We start from the raw sequence: 17,229 nt of genomic DNA, 5'->3' as shown, positions 1-17,229 counted from the left end.
TAGGCCATGCGTTTGCGCTGGCCGCAATGATCTTCGCGAGTGCTGCCAGCGCCGATCCCGCGGCGAGCTGGGTTGATCCGGTCACCGGACACAAGGTGGTGCGGGTCAGCCGCGCACCCGGTTCGGTGAACCTCTATTTCCACCAGAATTCCTATCTGCCGCAGGGCGACAAGATGGTGATCACCACCCCGGAGGGAATTGATATTGTCGACCTGCGGACCTGGGAGGCGAAGCCGCTGGTCCGCCAGGCCGGCGCGGTGCTGCTGTTCACCGGGCGCAAGAGCCGCAACGTCTATTTCGCCGAGCGCGCGCGCGACAATTCGGGCAAACCGTTCGGCGTGTTCGCGGTGGATGCGGACAGCGGCAAGGTGCGCAAGATCGCCACGGTGCCGGGCGGCTGGATCGGATCGATCAATGCCGACGAGACGCTGCTGCTCGGCCAGGTGGCCACCGCGGTGGTGCCGCTCCGACCCGACGGCACGCTGGCCCGCAAGGAAGGCGAGCAGAACACACCGGGGGTCAATGACTATCGCGCCAACTGGCCCGACGGCAGCCCGATGACCTATGCCGAGGCCAAGGAAGTGCACATGAACCGGCGGCTCGATGCCGGGGTGCCGATGGAAATCTTCACGATCGACCTGGCGACCGGTGCGCGGCGGGTGGTCACTGCCTCGAAGGACTGGCTCAACCATGTCCAGTTCTCGCCGACCGATCCGCAGCAGATCCTCTATTGCCATGAAGGACCATGGCACCGGGTCGACCGCATCTGGACGATCCGCGCCGACGGAAGCGGCAAGACGGTGGTCCATCGCCGCACGATGAACATGGAGATCGCCGGTCACGAATTCTTCTCGAGCGACGGCAAGACGATCTGGTACGATCTCCAGACGCCGCGCGGCGAGGTGTTCTGGCTGGCTGGCTATGACATCGCGAGCGGCAAGCGCCGCTGGTATCATGTCGAGCGCAACCAATGGTCGGTGCATTACAATCAGTCGCCCGACGGCACGCGCTTCTCGGGCGATGGCGCGGATGCGGAGATGGTCGCGCGCGGACCGGATGCGAAATATCTGTACCTGTTCACGCCGAAGGACCTGCCCGACGTTGCGGGGATCCATGCCGACAATGCCGATGCGCTGATCGTGCCGGGGACGCTCGACACCGAGAAGCTGGTCGACATGCGCAAGCAGGATTATCGGATGGAGCCCAACGCGACCTTCACGCCGGACGGCAAGTGGATCGTGTTCCGCGGCAATTTCGAAGGCGCCGCGCACGTTTACGCCGTGGAGCTGGCGAAGTGAGCCCATCCTCCCCCTGGCGGGGGAGGATCGCATCGCCTCAAATATAGGTCCGCAGGAACTCGCCCAGCGCGCAGATCGCCAGGCTCTGGCCATAGGGCATCGAAGTCAGGCGGATGTCCTTGTAGAATTGCAGCGTGTCGCCCATCGCAGTGCCGAAGCTGACCTGCTGGAGCTCGCCCGCCGCATCGATATTGGCGAGCACGCCGCGCACCGCCTTGATCCCTACCGCCTCGTATTCGCGCGGCAGATAGCCCTTCCGCACGCCCTTGAGGATGCCATAGGCGAAGCCTGCGGTGGCCGAAGCCTCGAGATACGAAGTCGGGTCGACGATCAGCGTGTGCCACAGCCCGGTCTCGGCATCCTGCGTCTGCGCGAGCGTCTTCACCTGCGCGGCGAGCGTATCGACCAAGAACATTCGGAAAGCGTCGCCCTCGGAAAGGTCGAGGATCTCGATGATCTCGGGGATCGCGATCGTCACCCAGCAATTGCCGCGCGCCCACAAAGCCTCGGCGAAATTGTGCCGGCCGTTGAAGTCCCAGCCGTGAAACCAGAGCCCGGTCCTCTTGTCGAACAGATATTTGATGTGGACGAGGAACTGGCGCTTGGCCTCCTCGACATAATGCGGGCGGTTGAGCAGCAGCCCGATCTTGGCAAGCGGCAGCACCGACATCATCAACGTGTCGTCCCACATCTCGCCGGGATTCTCGTCGTTATAGACGATGTGCTGGAAGCCGCCTTCCTCGGTCTTGGGGAGGCCGTCGGGCGCCATCAGCCATTCGGCCCAGGTGTCGAGATAGGGGAGGTAGCGCGGATCGGGCTCGTGCTCGTAGAGATAGGCGAGCGTGATGAACGGCGCCATCGTGTTGATGTTCTTGGTCGGCGTGCCCTCGGCGAAACGGTTCTCGAACCATGCCTTGATGATGTGCAGCGCCGTGTCGTCGCCGGTCTGCTCGTAATAGCGCCACATGCCGAACAGGCCGACGCCATGAGTCCATTCCCAGCCGGCCCAGCCCTTGGTGTCGATGATCCGGCCGTCTTCGAGGTGCAGCAGGAACTCGCCGGTCTCGTCCTTGATGTTGACGAGATTGTCCATCAGCAGGGCGATCTTGCTGGTGATCTCGCTGCGCGGGACGTCATGCGTGAGGGCGGCCACTTACTATCTCCTGGTGTCGGTGGAAGTCGCGCGAGTCACCGGGTGACTCGATAATCGTTCGCCATCGCCTGGTAGAGGCGGATGAAGGTCGGGTCGGCGTCGTAGCGCCCGCCATGGTCGCGCGGCGTTCGCGGCGCAGCGGGTGCCGGCGCGGCGCCCGGCGCCTCGGCGCTATTTATCCCCTGGGACAACAGGTTGGGTCGCGGCCCCTCGCCGGCGCTGACGCCGTCCTTGAGGAAGATCGCCTCCTGGTGGCGCGTAGGCTCCCAGATGTAGCTGCCCCAGCCATTGGGCTGGGCATGGATAAGATCGTTCAGATAGCGTTTGCGCGACGAATATTCGATCGCGAAAAACCCCTTGTCGGGATAGCGGCTGCCGAACTCGGTGAAGGTGCGTTCCCAGTCGCCTTCCGCCACCTGCTGGTAGCAGGAAAAGCCCAGCGCATCGAAGTCAACGTCGCGCGCGATCAGGCTGTCGGTCCAGTGGCGAACGATCGGCCAGTGGCGGCCAAGGTGATTGTGCAACGCGATCGGCACGCCGGGCAGGGTCGCGCGCGTCGCGGAGGCCGCGGCCCGGAGCAACGCTGCAAATCGATCATATCCGCCCGCGCCGGCCACGTTCATATGCACGGCATCGGTCTGCGGATTGCCGGTCGGGATCGTCAGCGACACGCGCCCCTCGGGCCAGAGCATGCCGAAGGTCGTCTCGTTGCCGAGGATCGCAAGGTCAGGCGCGGCGTCCGCCTTCCTCAGCGCGCTCCACGTATCGGCGGTGTAGCGTTCGACCGCATCCACCAGTTGCGCGAACGGCAGCCCGGCCCAGGCGGCGGGCTTATTCTGATGCTGCGGATCGGCCCAATTGTCCGAATAATGGAGCGTGATCGACAGATGAAAGCCCGCCGCCTTGATCCGCCGGGAGAAGTCGATGATCTGGTCCAGGCCACACCACGGCCCGCCGGGCTTTCCCTTCGAATAGCCTTTGGCCGGATCGACAAAAAGCCGCAGCTTGAGCGCGTTGAAGCCGGCAGCGCGGAAGATCTCCAGCGGATCGCGGCGCACGCCGTCCAGATAATAGGAGGCGCCGGCGGCTTCGTCCTCGGGCACCCACGAGATGTCGGCTCCGATCAGATACGGCCACGGGCGTTTTCCCGGCATTGCCCGTGCCGGTCCTGCCGCCGCAGCAGCGCAAACCCCGCCCAGGCCGATGCCGAGCGCGCGACGGGTGAGGGCGTAGTCCATTACCATCCGTGCCGCCGCGCGAAGCGTTCGAACAGGCCGGGCCAGGGATGCGGCGCGCCGTCCTCTATCAAGGGGAGGCCGTGGCCGCCCTTTTCGAAGATGTGCAACTCGGACGGGATCTTCGCGGCCTGCAGCGCCTGGAACATCAGCAAGCTGTTTGCCGCCTGGACTGCGGGATCGTCGGCGGCATGGGCGACGAAGGTCGGTGGCATGTCGGCGGGCAAGTCGACTTCCGCCGAGAAGCGGCGGACGCGCAGGTCGCTGGCATCCTTGCCCAGCAGTTCGCGGCGCGAACCGCCATGCGCCTCGGGCAGCCGCATCGTGATGACGGGGAAGAACAGCCCGGCGACGATCGGCCGCGGCGATTGCCGGTCGGCGGCATCGATCGGGGTGTAGGTCTGAAGTGCCGCGCGGCTGGCGAGGCGTGCCGTCAGGTGCCCGCCCGCGGAGAAGCCGGCAGCGGCAACTCGGGCCGGATCGACCTTCCACCGCGCGGCGCCGGCGCGGATCAGTCGCATCGCGCGCTGCGCATCCTGGAGCGGCGCATCGGGGCCCGCGGCCCAGCCGTCATGCGGCAGGCGATAGAGCAGCTCGAACGCGGTGATCCCGCGTTCGGCAAAGGCGCGGGCGATCGACGATCCTTCGCGACCCAGCGCGACACGGGCATAGCCGCCGCCGGGAATGATCAGGATTGCGGCGCCATTCGGCCTGGCCGCAGGGACGACGCCCAGCATCGGTGTGGCGACGTGCGGCCAGGCGATGTCGTCGGGCGCGCCGTTGGGCGATCGCTTGACGACTTCGTCGCGCACGCTCAGCCCGTCGCCACCCGGCGGCGAGCCCGGCCAGATCGGGAAGCGCTCGATCGCCGTGTCGGCAAAGGCCGGCAACGGGGCCATGGCTGCGGCGACCGATCCGGCCATCAGGGTGCGGCGGGTTATCTTCATTTGAGCTCTGCCGGTGTTGCGGGTGCGGCGACCATGCGCACCGGCACGCCGCCCCTTACATTGCGCAGCGTGACCAGTTTCACGCTCTCCAGCGCGTTGCCCGGCGCGCCGTCCGATGTGACCGCCAGCGCGATGCTGTTGCGGCCGCGATGGTTCAGGATGCCCTCGGGCACCGGGAACACGCGCTGCGGGCCGATATGGGCAATATATTGCCCCATGTTCCAGCCATTGACGAACAGCAGCACGCGGTAGGCTTGCGATGCGCGGGGCCTGATGCTGTCGCCAAAGGCGATGCCGATCGTGGCATCCTGCCCCTTGGGCACGGCAAGATCGAAACTGGCGCGATACCAGCTGGTGCCGGGCGCGGCCTCGGCGCCGGGGATCTGGACGGTCCGCCAGCTTCGATCGTCGAAGCCGGGCAGGTGCCAACCGCGCCGCTCGCCGTCGAGCCCGCCATTGTTGGCGACGCCGCGCACCGGATCGGCGATGTCCTCGCCGCCGGCGCGTCCCTGGATTCGCCAGGCGACCGGGATCGCGAAGCTCGGCCCGGCCGCCGGCTCCACCGAAGCGGATACGATGCCGCGCGCTTCCTTGTGGAAGTCGTCGGCATCGAGGTCCCAATTATGCCCGTTGTTGCGCACCATTGCCGACAGGATGTGCTCGCCGGGCGCGCGTGCGGCATCGGGAAGCGCAAAGCTGGCGACGCCGGTGGTGATCGGTCGCGGCAGCCCGCTCGGGATTTCGTCCTGGCCGATCAGCTTGCCGTCGAGGAACAGCTGGAGCAGGCCTGCGCCGCCGGCGCCATAATGGATGCGGATGCGCTCGGCCTCCGCATTCCCCTCAAAGCGGCCGCGATACCAGACATCGCCTTCATGGAAACCATAGGCGTCCATCAGCATGTTGGGCTGGCCATCGGCGCGCGCGGTGATGCTGGCATAGGCGCGGTTGTCGATCTTCTGCCAGTTGCGGTCGTTAAAGGCGGGATCGGCCTCGGGCGAGCCTGGGGCCGTGCGCCATTCGGTGAGACGTGGTTGGAGGAAACCGATCGGACCGGGCAGCTTTGCTCCCGGCGCAACCTTGGCGCCGTTCCACGTCATCCTGTGGACGCCGGCCGGGGCCCAAATCTCGAACGGCGTCGGCTCGCGCGTGTCGCCGGTAAGCGCCAGATCGCCGCCCTTGATCCTGGCGCTGCGCACCAGCGCCGGGCCGCGCACCAGCACGTCGCCGACATGCCAGAATTTTGACCCTTCGGCCTCGTCGCCGATCAGCAGCAAAAGGTCTGGGCGGCCGCCGCCGCTGATCCGCACGCGAACGAGCCCGCGATGCGCATAGCTGAGCTTGAGGTCGCCCTTGGCGGCGTCGAAGGCGGATGTCGCGGCTCCTTCGAGCACGGTCACCTTGGGTGCGCTGGCGTAGCGGAACACCGTCTCGCCCGCTTCGCCCGCACGGCCGTAAAACAGTGCAATGTCGCCCCCGTCTTGCCGGAGCGCGGTCTGCAGCTCTGACGTCGAATAGACCAGCCGCTGCGCGCCCAGATTGACGCCGGCGACGAGCCATTTCGCGTCGAAGCCGTCGAGCTGCATCGGCAGCGTGTAGCGCCCGTCGGGCAGGTCGGCTGTGAAGGTGAAGCGGTCGCTGGTCTGGCCGTTCGAGGGCTTGTGCGTCACGAGCAGGAAGCGCGCGTCGGTTTCCGGGCTCTTGTTGTGGTAGACTTGGATCTTGTCCGACGAGATCTGCACGGGCCCAGCGGGGATCATGCCGGCAAGATCGGGCACGGCGGCGATCAGTCCGCCCAGCTGCTTGAGCTCCTCGGCCTTGGGGCGCACTTCGCGGGTCTCGGAAAGCGCCGCGCCATAATCATAGCTGGTGAATACCACCGGCGCCGGCAGCCAGCCCCAGCTCGTTCCGCCAAAGCCCATGTAGAAGCTCTGGATGCCGATGCCGTTGGCCAGATTGGTGCCATAGAATACGCGCTGGAAACGCTTGCCGCGCTGGATCGCGTTGCATTCATAGCCGCCGTTCGAGCCCCAATAGTCGAACCATCCGCCGCCGAACTCGGCGAGGAAGCCCGGGGTGCTGGGGGAGGCCGAGGCTCCGCCCTTTGCCCCGCCGGGACCATACCAGCCCCAATCGGGCGCAGCCGAGCCGCGCGTTGGCTTGCCCTCGACCGTACAGGTGCCGCCGGGATAGCCGTCGAATGCATACATGTCGTTTGGGCCGGCCACCGTCTTTTCGACATGCAACTCTTCGGGCACCCAATAGCCGTTGCGGCCCTGGTCGTTGTGGAACAGCGGCACGGTGATGCCGTCGGCCCGCGCCTTGGCATAAAGATGGTCCATATAGCGCCGCTGCGACGGGGTGGTCAGCGCCAGCTCGTTCTCGATCTGGTGGAGGATCACGGTGCCGCGATGGCCCTTGCCGTCGCCGTTGATCTGGTGGCGCGCGATGATCGCGTTGACCCGCGTCAGCCATTCGTCGGCGGCAGCCAGATATTCGGGATCGTCGGTGCGGGCGCGAGCGCGCTGGTTGACCAGCCAGCCCGGAAAGCCGCCGCGGGTGAGCTCGGCATTCACATAGGGTCCGGCGCGGGTGATGACGTAAAGGCCTTCCTCCTCGGCCATGGTCAGCAGCCGGTCGATGTCGCGGATGCCGGAGAAGTCGTAGACGCCCTGTTTCGGGCTATGGAAGCCCCAGTCGAAATAGAAGGCGACGGTGTTGAACCCGCTCGCCTTCATCTTCTGCAGCACGTCGCGCCACAGATCGGGCGAGGGCAGGCGGAAGGCGTGCATCTCGCTCGACCAGATGATCGTGCGCTTGCCGTCGATCATCAGCGAGCGCGCGTCATAGGAGACGCGGCCGAAGCTCTTCACCGGCGCGGCGAGATTGGGGAGCTGCTTCGCTTCCTGTGCGGCGGCAGGGAAAGCGAGCAAGGCGGCGGCGGCGAGCAGCGCGGCGCGGATCATGGCTGGTGAAACACCGGCTTGAGCGCCCATTCCCGAGGCTTGTTGCCGGGTTCGACTTCCATCAGCGGCGCCATATAGTCCCACCAGCGTTTCATAACCGGGTGCTCGGGCAGCGTCGCGCGGCGATTGTCGTCGGTGAGCTTGAGCACTGCGAACAGCGACAGCGTCTCCTCGTCGAGGAAGATCGAATAATCGCGGATCCCGCTCTCGTGGAGCAACGCGGCGAGCTCGGGCCAGATCGCGTCGTGGCGCGCTTGATATTCGTCGACGACGCCGGGCTTGAGCTGCATCCGGAACGCGTGGGTAGAAGTCATGCCCTCTCCATTCCCATTTTATGGGAGTGTTATGCACTATATGGTAGTCGACTCCGGGCGGCCCGTCAAACCTGCTGGGGCCAATATTGCGCGTCTTCTGCGCGCGCGACATGGGTGTCGTCGAGCCGGACCGGCGGGCGCCGGTCAGTGCCGGGGCGTGATAGACGCAGGCCCTTCATGTCGAGCCCGGTGACATGGCGGGCCCACAGGCCCCAGGCCGGCGAGGGGCCGAACATGCTCGGCTCGGGATAGGCGTCGGCGAGTTCGGGCGGGGTATCGGGCGCGGGGCCGGCGAAACCACCGTCAAAGGCCAAATCGATGTCGCGCAGCTGGATGCATTCGATCGGATGACCGGGCAGGCCAGCAAGCGTCGCGGCAAACCGCGGATCGATCCCCCTGGCCACGAGTTCCACGAATCTCGATGTTGCGCATCGCCCCGGGTGCAGTGCCCTCCGGCCCCCGCAGCCGCGCGCCCAGCCGCAGGAACAGCGGAGCTGTGGTCACCTCGTTCATCGTCAAATTTTCGGCGAAAACATCCTCGATAGTGCCGCCATCGACGCTCTCGATCGCCAGTCCCCTGCTCCGCTCGAAGCAGCAATCCTGAATGCGAATGCGCCGAAAGTCGCCATTGCTCTCAGTGCCCAGCTTGATCCGGCCGGTGACCCGGTCGCGATCGGGCGAGCGCTGCTGGGTGCGGGCACGCGAGCCGTCCAGCATCGTGCCGAGATCGAAGCCCGAGACCGTGCAGTCGCGGATCGTAACGTCCTCGCAGGCGCTGCGCCGGCCGAGCCCAAGGCTGGTCTTGAGCACGATGCCATCGTCATTGGGCGTGTTGACCCGGCAGCGCTCGACGCGCGCGCGCCTAACGCAGTCCAGATCGATGCCGTCGCGATTGGTGTCGATGCTCAGGCCGGCGACGACGAAATCATCGACTTCGCTGGCGAGGATCGCGAAATGCCCGGCCCTGAAGATCGTCAAATCCTCGATGCGGACGCGTCGGCAACAGGCCAGCGCGATCGCCTTGTTGCCCATTCCTTGCATCGCCGCGCGGCTCTGCTCGAGCTTGCCGAGATCGGCGGCGGGCATCGCCGCCATCGAGAGCGGGCGTTCGCCGGCCTGCTTGCTCCACGGCGTGCCGGGGCCGTTGCGGGTGAGGCCGAGCCCATCGATCCGGCCCTTGCCGAGGATCGCAATGTCCTCGGCACCCTCGGCCCAGATCAGGCTGTTGTGCCAATGGCTGTGGCCGAAATCCTGATAGAGCTGGGGGCCGCGCTCCTCGGGCAGGTCATAGGCGCCGAGCGTGCCCTTTTCGGCGGCGATCAGCACTGCGCCTTCGTCGATCGCCAGCGTGACGCGGCTCTTCAGGCGGAGCGAGAAGCTGAGATAGCGGCCGGGCGGAAGCAGCACGATGCCGCCGCCGGCGGCTTCGGCGGCGAGGATCGCGGCGTTGATCGCCGGACTGTCTAGCGCGACGCCGTCGCCCTTCGCGCCGTGATCGCGGACATCGAAGACATGGCCGGTGCGCATCAGCTCCCCGCTGGGCGGACGTCGCTTGCGGCGATGCTCGGCGCGATTGACAGTGTGTCGAGCGCGGGATGGGCGGGATCGAAGACACGCGCGTCCGGATAGAGATGGGCAGCGAGATCGGGAACCGCCTGCGCCATCCCCGCCGCGACGGCGCGGGCGAGCAGCCAGGCGCCGGCATTGTTGTGGTGAGTCCTGTCCTTGCCGCCATCGTTGAACAGGCGCGGCGCCTGCTCGGGGCCGAGCGCCTCGTAGAGCGCGATCGTCGCCGGCTGGAGGTCGATCAGCGGCACCTGGTCTTCGCGCGCGACCTTCCGCATCGCCTCGGCATAGTCGAGCAAGCTCGGCTTGATCCGGCCGTTCGCGAAGTTGCGCCGCTCGGGCGAGGTCACCAGCACCGGGTGCATGCCGCGTCGCCGCGCCTCGGCGATGTAGGTGCGCAGCCACGCTGGATAGGTAACCGCGGGATCGGCATAGGTCTGCGGCCATTCGGCCTTCTGGTCGTTATGGCCGAACTGGATCATCAGCCAGTCGCCGGGCCTCGCCAGCGCCAGCAGCTTGTCGAAGCGCAGCTCGGTGACGAACGACTTGAGCGTTTCGCCCAATTCGGCGTGGTTGGCGATCGCGATGTCGGGGCCGAACAGCGCCGGGAGCATCTGACCCCAGCTCGCCGCGGGCTCGGCGCGCTGATCGGTGACGGTGGAATCGCCGGCCAGGAACACCGTCGGCACCGTTACGGCCTCGATGTCGATACTGGCGACCTGCGGATCGCCGAGGAATTCGAGGGTGAGCTTATCGTCCCAAGTGAAGCTGCCCGCCTCGCGCGGCTTGAGCCGCACCGCCGTGCCGCCCGGCGCATTGGCGGGGGGCGGCTCGAGCGCGGCGGTGCGGACGTTCACGACGAAGCTGGCGGTGACATATTGGCCCGGCTTGGTCGTTATGCTGCGCAGCATCAGACGCCGCGATTCCGCCTTCACGCTGGTGTGCGAGGCCGCATGGCGATCGCCCAGCCGCACGGTGACGCGGTAATTGCCCTCCGGCACCGCGGCGGAGAACAGGAATTCGCCGCCGCGCCGATCGGGCTCATAGCCATAGCCGCCGGGCTCGTAGCGCTTGTCGACCGCGACGGCGATGCGCGCGGCATCGGGCTTGGCGCCGGGGCGCAGATCGAAATGCAGGGCGGGACCGGCCATGGCCAATAGCATCGGGGTCAGCAGCATCGCGTCAAGCCCAGCTCAGCGCGTGCCGAGATAATAGGAAACGTGCGGCGGCTGGTTGTATGCGGTGTTCTGCCACGCCACGGCGAGGCGATAGACCGGATCGTGCATCAGCGTGACGATGCGCTCGGTGGTGGGGAAGGGCGTCGCGTAGATGCGCAGCTCGCGGCTGTCGGCGCTGGGCAGCACCAGTTCCTCGCGCCAGTCGCCGAGGATGTCGGCCGAGAGGGCGGGGTTCTTCTTGGTGCCGTTGTTCGAGGTCGTGCCGGGCGGATCTAGCAGCGTGCGCTCGGTGCCGCTGGTCCAGTCCCATTTGCTGATCAGATTGCCGTCGAGCAGCTCGCGCAGACGGTCGCCGTCCCACCATATGCCGAAATTGGCTGCCTTGGGGTGGCCGCCCGGGATGACATTGCCCTTCACGTCATAGAGCTCGCGCGAATTCGACGCCCAGGCCTCGGCGCCGGGATGGCGCGGATCGATGTCGATCGCGATGCCGCGGCCGGTATCCTTGTCGGCAGGTGTAGACCAGAGCAGCGCGCCGGTCTTCGCGTCGAGCATCGCCGCGCCGCGATTGCCGCTCTTGCGCATCTCCTCGTGCACGCCGAATTTCTCGAGGCCCGGATGGTTCGGATCGAGATCGGACAGATGCATTGTGTCGCCATGACCGAGCTCGGACGACCATAGCCCCTTGCCATTGTCGTCGATGACCATCGAGCCGTAGAACACCTCATCGCGGCCATCGCCGTCGACATCGGCAACCGAGAGCTGGTGATTGCCGTTGCCGCCATATTTCTCGTTGCCGGGGGTGGCGCTGTCGAACACCCAGCGCTGGCTGAGCTTGCCGTCGCGATAGTCCCAGGCAGCCACCACCGAGCGGGCATAATAGCCGCGCCCGAAGACGAGGCTGGGCCGATGCCGGTCGAGATAGGCGACCCCGGCGAGATAGCGTTCGGAGCGGTTGCCATAGCCGTCGCCCCACGTCGCCTTCATCTGGTCGAAGCTCGGATTGTCGCCGCTCGGGTCGCGCGACGGCGCATAGGGCGCGGTGGCGAGCGCGCGGCCGGTGCGGCCGTCGAACACGGTGAGATATTCGGGGCCGGCAAGGATTCGGCCCTTGAGCGTGGTGGTCTTGCGGCCGTCGGCGGCGACGGTCGATCCGGTGCGATCGGGCACCTCGACCTGCTCGTCGCCGTGCCGCCAGTCCTTCGAGGGGTCGCCGATCGCCTTGCCCGTGCCGTCGATCGTGCCGTCGGCGGTCTTCATCGCGATCTCGGCGCGGCCGTCGCCGTCGAGGTCGTAAACCATGAACTGGGTATAGTGGGCGCCCGAGCGGATGTTTCGCCCCAGGTCGATCCGCCATAGCCGCTTGCCCTCGAGCGTATAGGCGTCGAGCAGCGTTTCGCCGGTATAGCCGGAAAAGGCATTGTCCTTGGCGATCGTCGGATACCATTTGACAATCAGCTCGTAGCGCCCGTCGCCGTCGAGATCGCCGACCGAGGCGTCGTTGGCGGTATAGCCATAGGTCTCCCCCTCGGGCGTCTTGCGGTCGGCGGGTTTGTCGAGTGGGATTGGCAGATAGCCGCCCGCCCAGGGCGTCACCGCCGCGCCGGGCTTGCCGCCGGCAACCGCGACGGCATAGCGCGACGTGGCGGTGCCCGTCTTGTCGAGTACGCTGGTCGCCTTAGTGGTGGAGACCTGGGCGATCGGCTTGCCGTCGCGATACAGGGTGAAGCGCGTTGCCTTGGGATCGGTGCCGAGCAGCCGCCACGAGACGTGGTTGCCGCCCTCCGCCGGAATGGCGACCAGCCCGCGATCGAGCTTCTCGATCTGGCGGCCCGCCAGTTTCGGCACGTCCTGCGCCAGCGCGGGTGTCGCAACGCCCGCCATCAGCATCGCCAGCATCAGGCGCATTCCACCCTCCATCCTGTCCTTCGTTTTCAGCGCAGCGTCAGCACCACCACCGATGCCGGAGGCAGCGTCGCGTTGAGCGCTCCACCGGCGATGTTTGCACCCGTGAACGGCGCGGGCTTGACCGTGTCGGGCGCATCGAAGCTGTTATGCGCCTGGATCGCGCCGGTGAGCACGCGACCCTCGGCACTGCTCGCGCTCACCCCGGCGAGCACGGTGCTGACGGAGGCGGGGCGGTTCGGATCGACATTGACCAGTGCGATATGGACGAGCCCGTCGGTGCCCCGCGCCGCCGTGGCGCTGACCGAGGGGGCGACCCATTGGTCTTTGTTGTACCAGGGTGACTTGAGCTCGATCGGGAGGAGCGTGGCGTCCTGGAAGGGGCGATACATCTCGAACACATGATAGGTGGGCGTCAGCACCATCTTCGGACCCTGAGTGAGGATCATCGACTGGAGCACGTTCACCATCTGCGCGATGTTGGACATGCGCACCCGGTCGGCATGGTGGGTGAAGATGTTGATGTTGAGCGCGGCGACGATCGCGTCGCGAATGGTGTTCTGCTGGTAGAGGAAGCCGGGATTGGTGCCGGGCTCGACATCATACCAGGTGCCCCATTCGTCGACCGCGAGGTTCACGCGCTTGGCGGGATCATATTTGTCCATGATCTCCGAATGCTTGGTGACCAGCTCTTCCATCTTCAGCGTCTTGGCGATGGTGCGGGCATAGGCTTCCTCGTCGAACTGAGTCGCCGAGCCCTTGTCCTTCCAGTTGCCGGGGACGGTGTAATAATGGACACCGATGCCGTCGAAGCTTTTGCCGGCCTCGCGCATCATCACTTCGGTCCAGTTATAGTCGACCGAATTGGCGCCGCTGGCGATCTTGAGCGTCTTGGTGCCCTGGGGGACCTTGATGAAGGTGGCGTAGCGGCGCGTGAGATCGGCGGCATATTCAGGGCGCATATTGCCGCCGCAGCCCCATAGCTCGTTGCCGATGCCGAACATCGGCAGCTTCCACGGCTCCTTGCGACCGTTCCTGGCACGCTCCTCGGCCAGCGTGCCGGCGGGGGCGGTCATATATTCGACCCACTCGGCCATTTCCTGGGGCGTGCCGTTGCCGACATTGCCCGAGACATAGGCCTCGGCGCCGATCAGCTCGGCAAAGTCCATGAATTCATGCGTGCCGACGGCATTGTCTTCGGTGACGCCGCCCCAATGCGTGTTGATCTTGACTGGGCGCTTGGCACGCGGGCCGATGCCTTCGCGCCAGTGATATTCGTCGGCGAAGCAGCCGCCCGGCCAGCGCACCACCGGCACGTGCAGCGCCTTCAATGCGGCGACCACGTCGTTGCGATAGCCGCGGGTGTTGGGGATCTTCGAATTGGGGCCAACCCAGATGCCGCCATAGATGCCGGTGCCGAGATGCTCGGCAAACTGGCTGAACAGACGGCGATCGATCTTGGCGCCCGGTGTGTCGCCGTGCAGCGTGGCGGTGGCGACCGGCGCGGTCTGCGCGCGGGCGGCGGGCATGGAAACGAGCGCCGACGTGGCGAGCGCGGCGGCGATCAGGGCAAGGCGCATGCGGTTTCCTCGGCTGAAACAAACGGAGCCGCCAGCATGCTGGCGGCTCCCAGGGGAGGCAAATCAGAACTGGAAGTTGACGCCGAAATTGAACGTGCGGCCAATCCGCGTCTGGAACAGGGTGTCCTGGCGTTCGCTGTCGATATAAAGATTGTTACGCTCGTCGGTGAGGTTCTGCGCCTCGACGATTACCTTGATATTGTCGGTGACCGCATAGGACGCCGAGGCATCGACGAAGAGGTTGGGCGAATTGCCTTGCAGGTTGCTGCCGGGCGAGGCCGGGATTCCGCGGATATAGCGATCGCGGTAGCTGCCCGTCGCGCGGATGCTGAACTTGCTGTCTTCGTAGAAGACCGTCCCGCTCGCAGTGTTCTTCGACAGCCCGACCAGATCGGCGGTGGTCGTGACTGTGGGCACGCCGTTCACGCTAGCGAGCACATATTGGATCTGCGAGGTGACATGGGTGTAGTTGGCCAGCACGCCGATATTGCCCAGGAATCCCGGCAGGAATTTGAGCTGGACCTGAGCGTTGACTTCGATGCCTTCCAGCGGTCCGCCGGGCGTGTTGACCAGCTGGCCGACGGTGAAGATCTCGGTCGGGGCCGTCGAAGAGCCGGCGAGCAGCGCCTCGGGCAGACCCAGCTGATTGAACGGGATTTGGCTGGTGACGCGCTGGATGTAGGTCTTGATGTTCTTCTTGAAGTACGCGACCGACAGCAGCGATCCCGGCTGGAAATACCATTCGAGCCCGGCGTCGAACGTGTCGGCGCGGATCGGCTCGAGATAGGGGTTGTTGATGTTGCCGGTGCGCGTCGTCGCGGTGATGCCGCTGGTCGGCGCGAGGTTGCCGAGTTCGGGGCGCGACATCACTTTCGCGGCCGAGAGGCGCAGCAGCAGGTTGTCGACCGGCTCGATCACGACGTTGCCCGAGGGCAGCCAGTCGTCATAGCCGCGCAGCACCTGGGCATATTGGCCGCGCAAATTGGTCGGCGTGGATCCGGCGGGCGCCGCCACCGAGATATAGCCGGCGGCGAGCATGTCCGTCCGCACATAGCGCACGCCGATATCGCCGCGCAGCTTCACCGGCAGCGAGTCCCCCGCGTCGAAGGTGGTCATCGCATACGCGCTCTTCACTTCCTCGCGGATGCGCGAGGCGCCGGCGCCGCACTCGGTGCCGCAGAATTGCACCGAGTCGAAGTCGAAAACCCCATCCCACTTGTCTGGATCGATCGCCGCCCAGCTCGCAGGCGCGCCATCGCCGAACAGCTTGTCGAGGCCGGTGATCTGCTTGGTGATGCTCGCCAGCGAGGTGCCTGCCGGCAGCGCCTTGACGACGGTCTGGGCCGTGTAGGGCAGCGAGGTGTAGGCGTTATAGTCGCTTCGGCGATATTGGCCGCCAAGTTTGATCTTCACACCTTCGGTGACGTCCCAATCGGTGTTGACCTCGGCAGTGATGTTATCGGTCTGGTTCTTCGAGGGTTTGCCCTGGAAGCTGAAGCCTCCCAGCACGGTGCCGTCGGCAAGTGTGGGTCCGTAGCTGAAATTATTCGGATCCGAGACGTCGAAGCCGAAGCCGATCTTCGGCGTGCTGCCACCGTCACGGAAGTCGATCGAGAAATTGTCGGTATCGATCGCGTCCATGAAGGTCTGGAAACGCTTCGGACCCCACCATACCGACTGGTTCATGCCGAAATACAGGTTGAGTTCGAACGCGTCGCTGAAACGATGGCGGAAGTTGACGTCGCCCTGCTTGAAGTCCGAAATCCAGTGATCGACCAGCCCTTCGGAGCGCACATCGACACCGTCGAACAGGCCGTAGACAAGCGATCCGTTGGCATCGAACTGGATATCGCGCACCGACGTCATCGGCTGGCCATTGTTGGTCACCGAACGGCCGAACGAAATGCCGGCGATATAATTGTCGCGGCGGGTGACGTCGTAGCGCGAATAGATGCCGTCGACGCTGATATCGGTGTCATCGTCGGGCTTGAACTGCAAGGTCAACGTGCCGCCCATGCGCTCGGTATCCTGGGTCGAGTTCACGTAGCGCGGCAGGCGGGGCAGGAAGGCGCCGCTGCCGGGCGTGTTGGGCAGATCGGCGCGGCGCAGGTTCGCGACCGTGTTGTAGGCGGCAAGCGTGCTGGTGCGCGGATTGCCGGTGCTGCACAGCGTCGCGCTGGCGCCCTTGGTGCCGGTGGCCGGGCTCTGCGGTGCATAGCCGATCGGCGTGCAGAAGGGCTGGATGACCGCCGGGCCGGCGCCGTCGGGATCAAGGCCGTTGGTGTTGGCCGAAAGCACGTCGACCGCCGAATAGCCGACTTCGCGGATATGGCGCTTCTGATAGGCGAACGAGCCGAGGATGCCGAAGGTGCCGTCGGCGAACTGCTTCGAGACGAGCAGCGAGGCGCGCGGATCGACTCGCTTGCTGATCTGGTTATAGACGCCGCGCACGGTGGCGCTGAGCGCGAACTCCTTCTTATAGTCGAGCGGCTTGGGCGCCTTGAGGTCGACGGTCGCGCCGAGCGAGCCTTCCTCGACGTCTGCGGACGTGGTCTTGCGCACCGACAGCGCCGAGAAGATCTCGGTCGGGAAGACATTGAAGTCGAAGCTGCGGCCCGAATTGCCGGCGCCGTAAATATCCGACGAGCCGGTCTGCGAGGTGCCTTCCATTCCGTTGATGCGGACGCGGGTGAAGCCCGAGCCGAGGCCGCGCACCGAGATGTTGCGACCCTCGCCGCCGTCCCCGCGCGAGAGCGCGACGCCGGGGACGCGCTGCATCGATTCGGCGAGGTTGCTGTCCGGGAATTTGCCGATGTCTTCGGCGACGATCGAGTCGACCGCGGCGGTCTCGTTGCGCTTTTGCGCTAGCGCGGTGTTGAGCGAGGCGCGGAAGCCCTGGACGATGATTTCGCCCTCGTCGGCCAGTGGCGGCGTGGTCTGCGCGGCGGGCTCCGCGGAAGTGTCCTGGGCAAGCGCGGGAGCGCCCGAGAGCATCGCAACAGCAAGCGCCGCGCCCGAAATGCCCCAACGGGCCTTCGCGACACGGGAATCGGAATGACGAATCATGGTCCCCACCTCTCCTGTAGTCGG

At 65.9% G+C, this 17,229-nt stretch carries 12 protein-coding genes; 1 reads left to right on the top strand and 11 read right to left on the bottom strand.

Features of this window, described 5'->3' with window-relative positions:
* Positions 1 to 26: 26 nt before the first annotated feature.
* A complete protein-coding gene (locus AB2M62_RS09190) occupies positions 27 to 1,298 on the top strand; it encodes an oligogalacturonate lyase family protein (RefSeq protein ID WP_404339622.1) in 1,272 nt (423 codons plus the stop codon).
* Positions 1,299 to 1,335: 37 nt separating this feature from the next.
* On the opposite strand, the gene AB2M62_RS09185 is transcribed toward AB2M62_RS09190, so the two are convergent.
* The 11 genes from AB2M62_RS09185 to AB2M62_RS09135 form a co-directional block, all read right to left on the bottom strand.
* Entirely contained in the window at positions 1,336 to 2,451 is a 1,116-nt protein-coding gene (locus AB2M62_RS09185; RefSeq protein WP_404339620.1) for a glycoside hydrolase family 105 protein, read from the bottom strand.
* Positions 2,452 to 2,486: 35 nt separating this feature from the next.
* Complete coding sequence (locus AB2M62_RS09180; RefSeq protein WP_404339618.1) at positions 2,487 to 3,689, bottom strand: glycosyl hydrolase 53 family protein; 1,203 nt, start codon at positions 3,687 to 3,689, stop codon at positions 2,487 to 2,489.
* Positions 3,689 to 4,633 carry an alpha/beta hydrolase gene (locus tag AB2M62_RS09175; protein ID WP_404339616.1) on the bottom strand — a complete coding sequence of 315 codons (945 nt, stop codon included), beginning with the start codon at positions 4,631 to 4,633 and terminating at the stop codon, positions 3,689 to 3,691. Before AB2M62_RS09175 ends, AB2M62_RS09180 begins: the two co-directional genes overlap by 1 nt.
* Positions 4,630 to 7,596 carry a beta-galactosidase gene (locus tag AB2M62_RS09170; protein WP_404339614.1) on the bottom strand — a complete coding sequence of 989 codons (2,967 nt, stop codon included), beginning with the start codon at positions 7,594 to 7,596 and terminating at the stop codon, positions 4,630 to 4,632. The genes AB2M62_RS09175 and AB2M62_RS09170 overlap by 4 nt, the downstream gene beginning before the upstream one ends.
* Complete coding sequence (locus AB2M62_RS09165) at positions 7,593 to 7,910, bottom strand: L-rhamnose mutarotase (protein WP_404339612.1); 318 nt, start codon at positions 7,908 to 7,910, stop codon at positions 7,593 to 7,595. Before AB2M62_RS09165 ends, AB2M62_RS09170 begins: the two co-directional genes overlap by 4 nt.
* Before the next feature lie 65 nt (positions 7,911 to 7,975).
* A complete protein-coding gene (locus AB2M62_RS09160) occupies positions 7,976 to 8,224 on the bottom strand; it encodes a hypothetical protein (protein ID WP_404339610.1) in 249 nt (82 codons plus the stop codon).
* On the bottom strand, positions 8,214 to 9,437 hold the full coding sequence (locus AB2M62_RS09155) for a glycoside hydrolase family 28 protein (protein WP_404339608.1): 1,224 nt from the start codon (positions 9,435 to 9,437) through the stop codon (positions 8,214 to 8,216). The genes AB2M62_RS09160 and AB2M62_RS09155 overlap by 11 nt, the downstream gene beginning before the upstream one ends.
* The gene (locus AB2M62_RS09150) at positions 9,437 to 10,627 is read right to left on the bottom strand and encodes a rhamnogalacturonan acetylesterase (protein WP_404339606.1); all 1,191 of its coding nucleotides are present in this window, start codon (positions 10,625 to 10,627) and stop codon (positions 9,437 to 9,439) included. The genes AB2M62_RS09155 and AB2M62_RS09150 overlap by 1 nt, the downstream gene beginning before the upstream one ends.
* A gap of 42 nt (positions 10,628 to 10,669) precedes the next feature.
* Positions 10,670 to 12,553: a rhamnogalacturonan lyase gene (locus AB2M62_RS09145; protein ID WP_404339879.1), complete on the bottom strand. Its 1,884-nt coding sequence runs from the start codon at positions 12,551 to 12,553 to the stop codon at positions 10,670 to 10,672.
* 35 nt (positions 12,554 to 12,588) lie between these two features.
* Complete coding sequence (locus AB2M62_RS09140) at positions 12,589 to 14,139, bottom strand: alpha-N-arabinofuranosidase (RefSeq protein ID WP_404339604.1); 1,551 nt, start codon at positions 14,137 to 14,139, stop codon at positions 12,589 to 12,591.
* A gap of 63 nt (positions 14,140 to 14,202) precedes the next feature.
* Complete coding sequence (locus AB2M62_RS09135) at positions 14,203 to 17,205, bottom strand: TonB-dependent receptor (RefSeq protein ID WP_404339602.1); 3,003 nt, start codon at positions 17,203 to 17,205, stop codon at positions 14,203 to 14,205.
* Positions 17,206 to 17,229: the final 24 nt, after the last annotated feature.

The sequence above is a fragment of the Sphingomonas sp. MMS12-HWE2-04 genome (assembly GCF_044881185.1).
Taxonomy (GTDB): domain Bacteria; phylum Pseudomonadota; class Alphaproteobacteria; order Sphingomonadales; family Sphingomonadaceae; genus Sphingomonas.
Note: the sequence above shows the minus strand (reverse complement) of the source record. Positions and strands in the feature narration are given on the sequence as shown.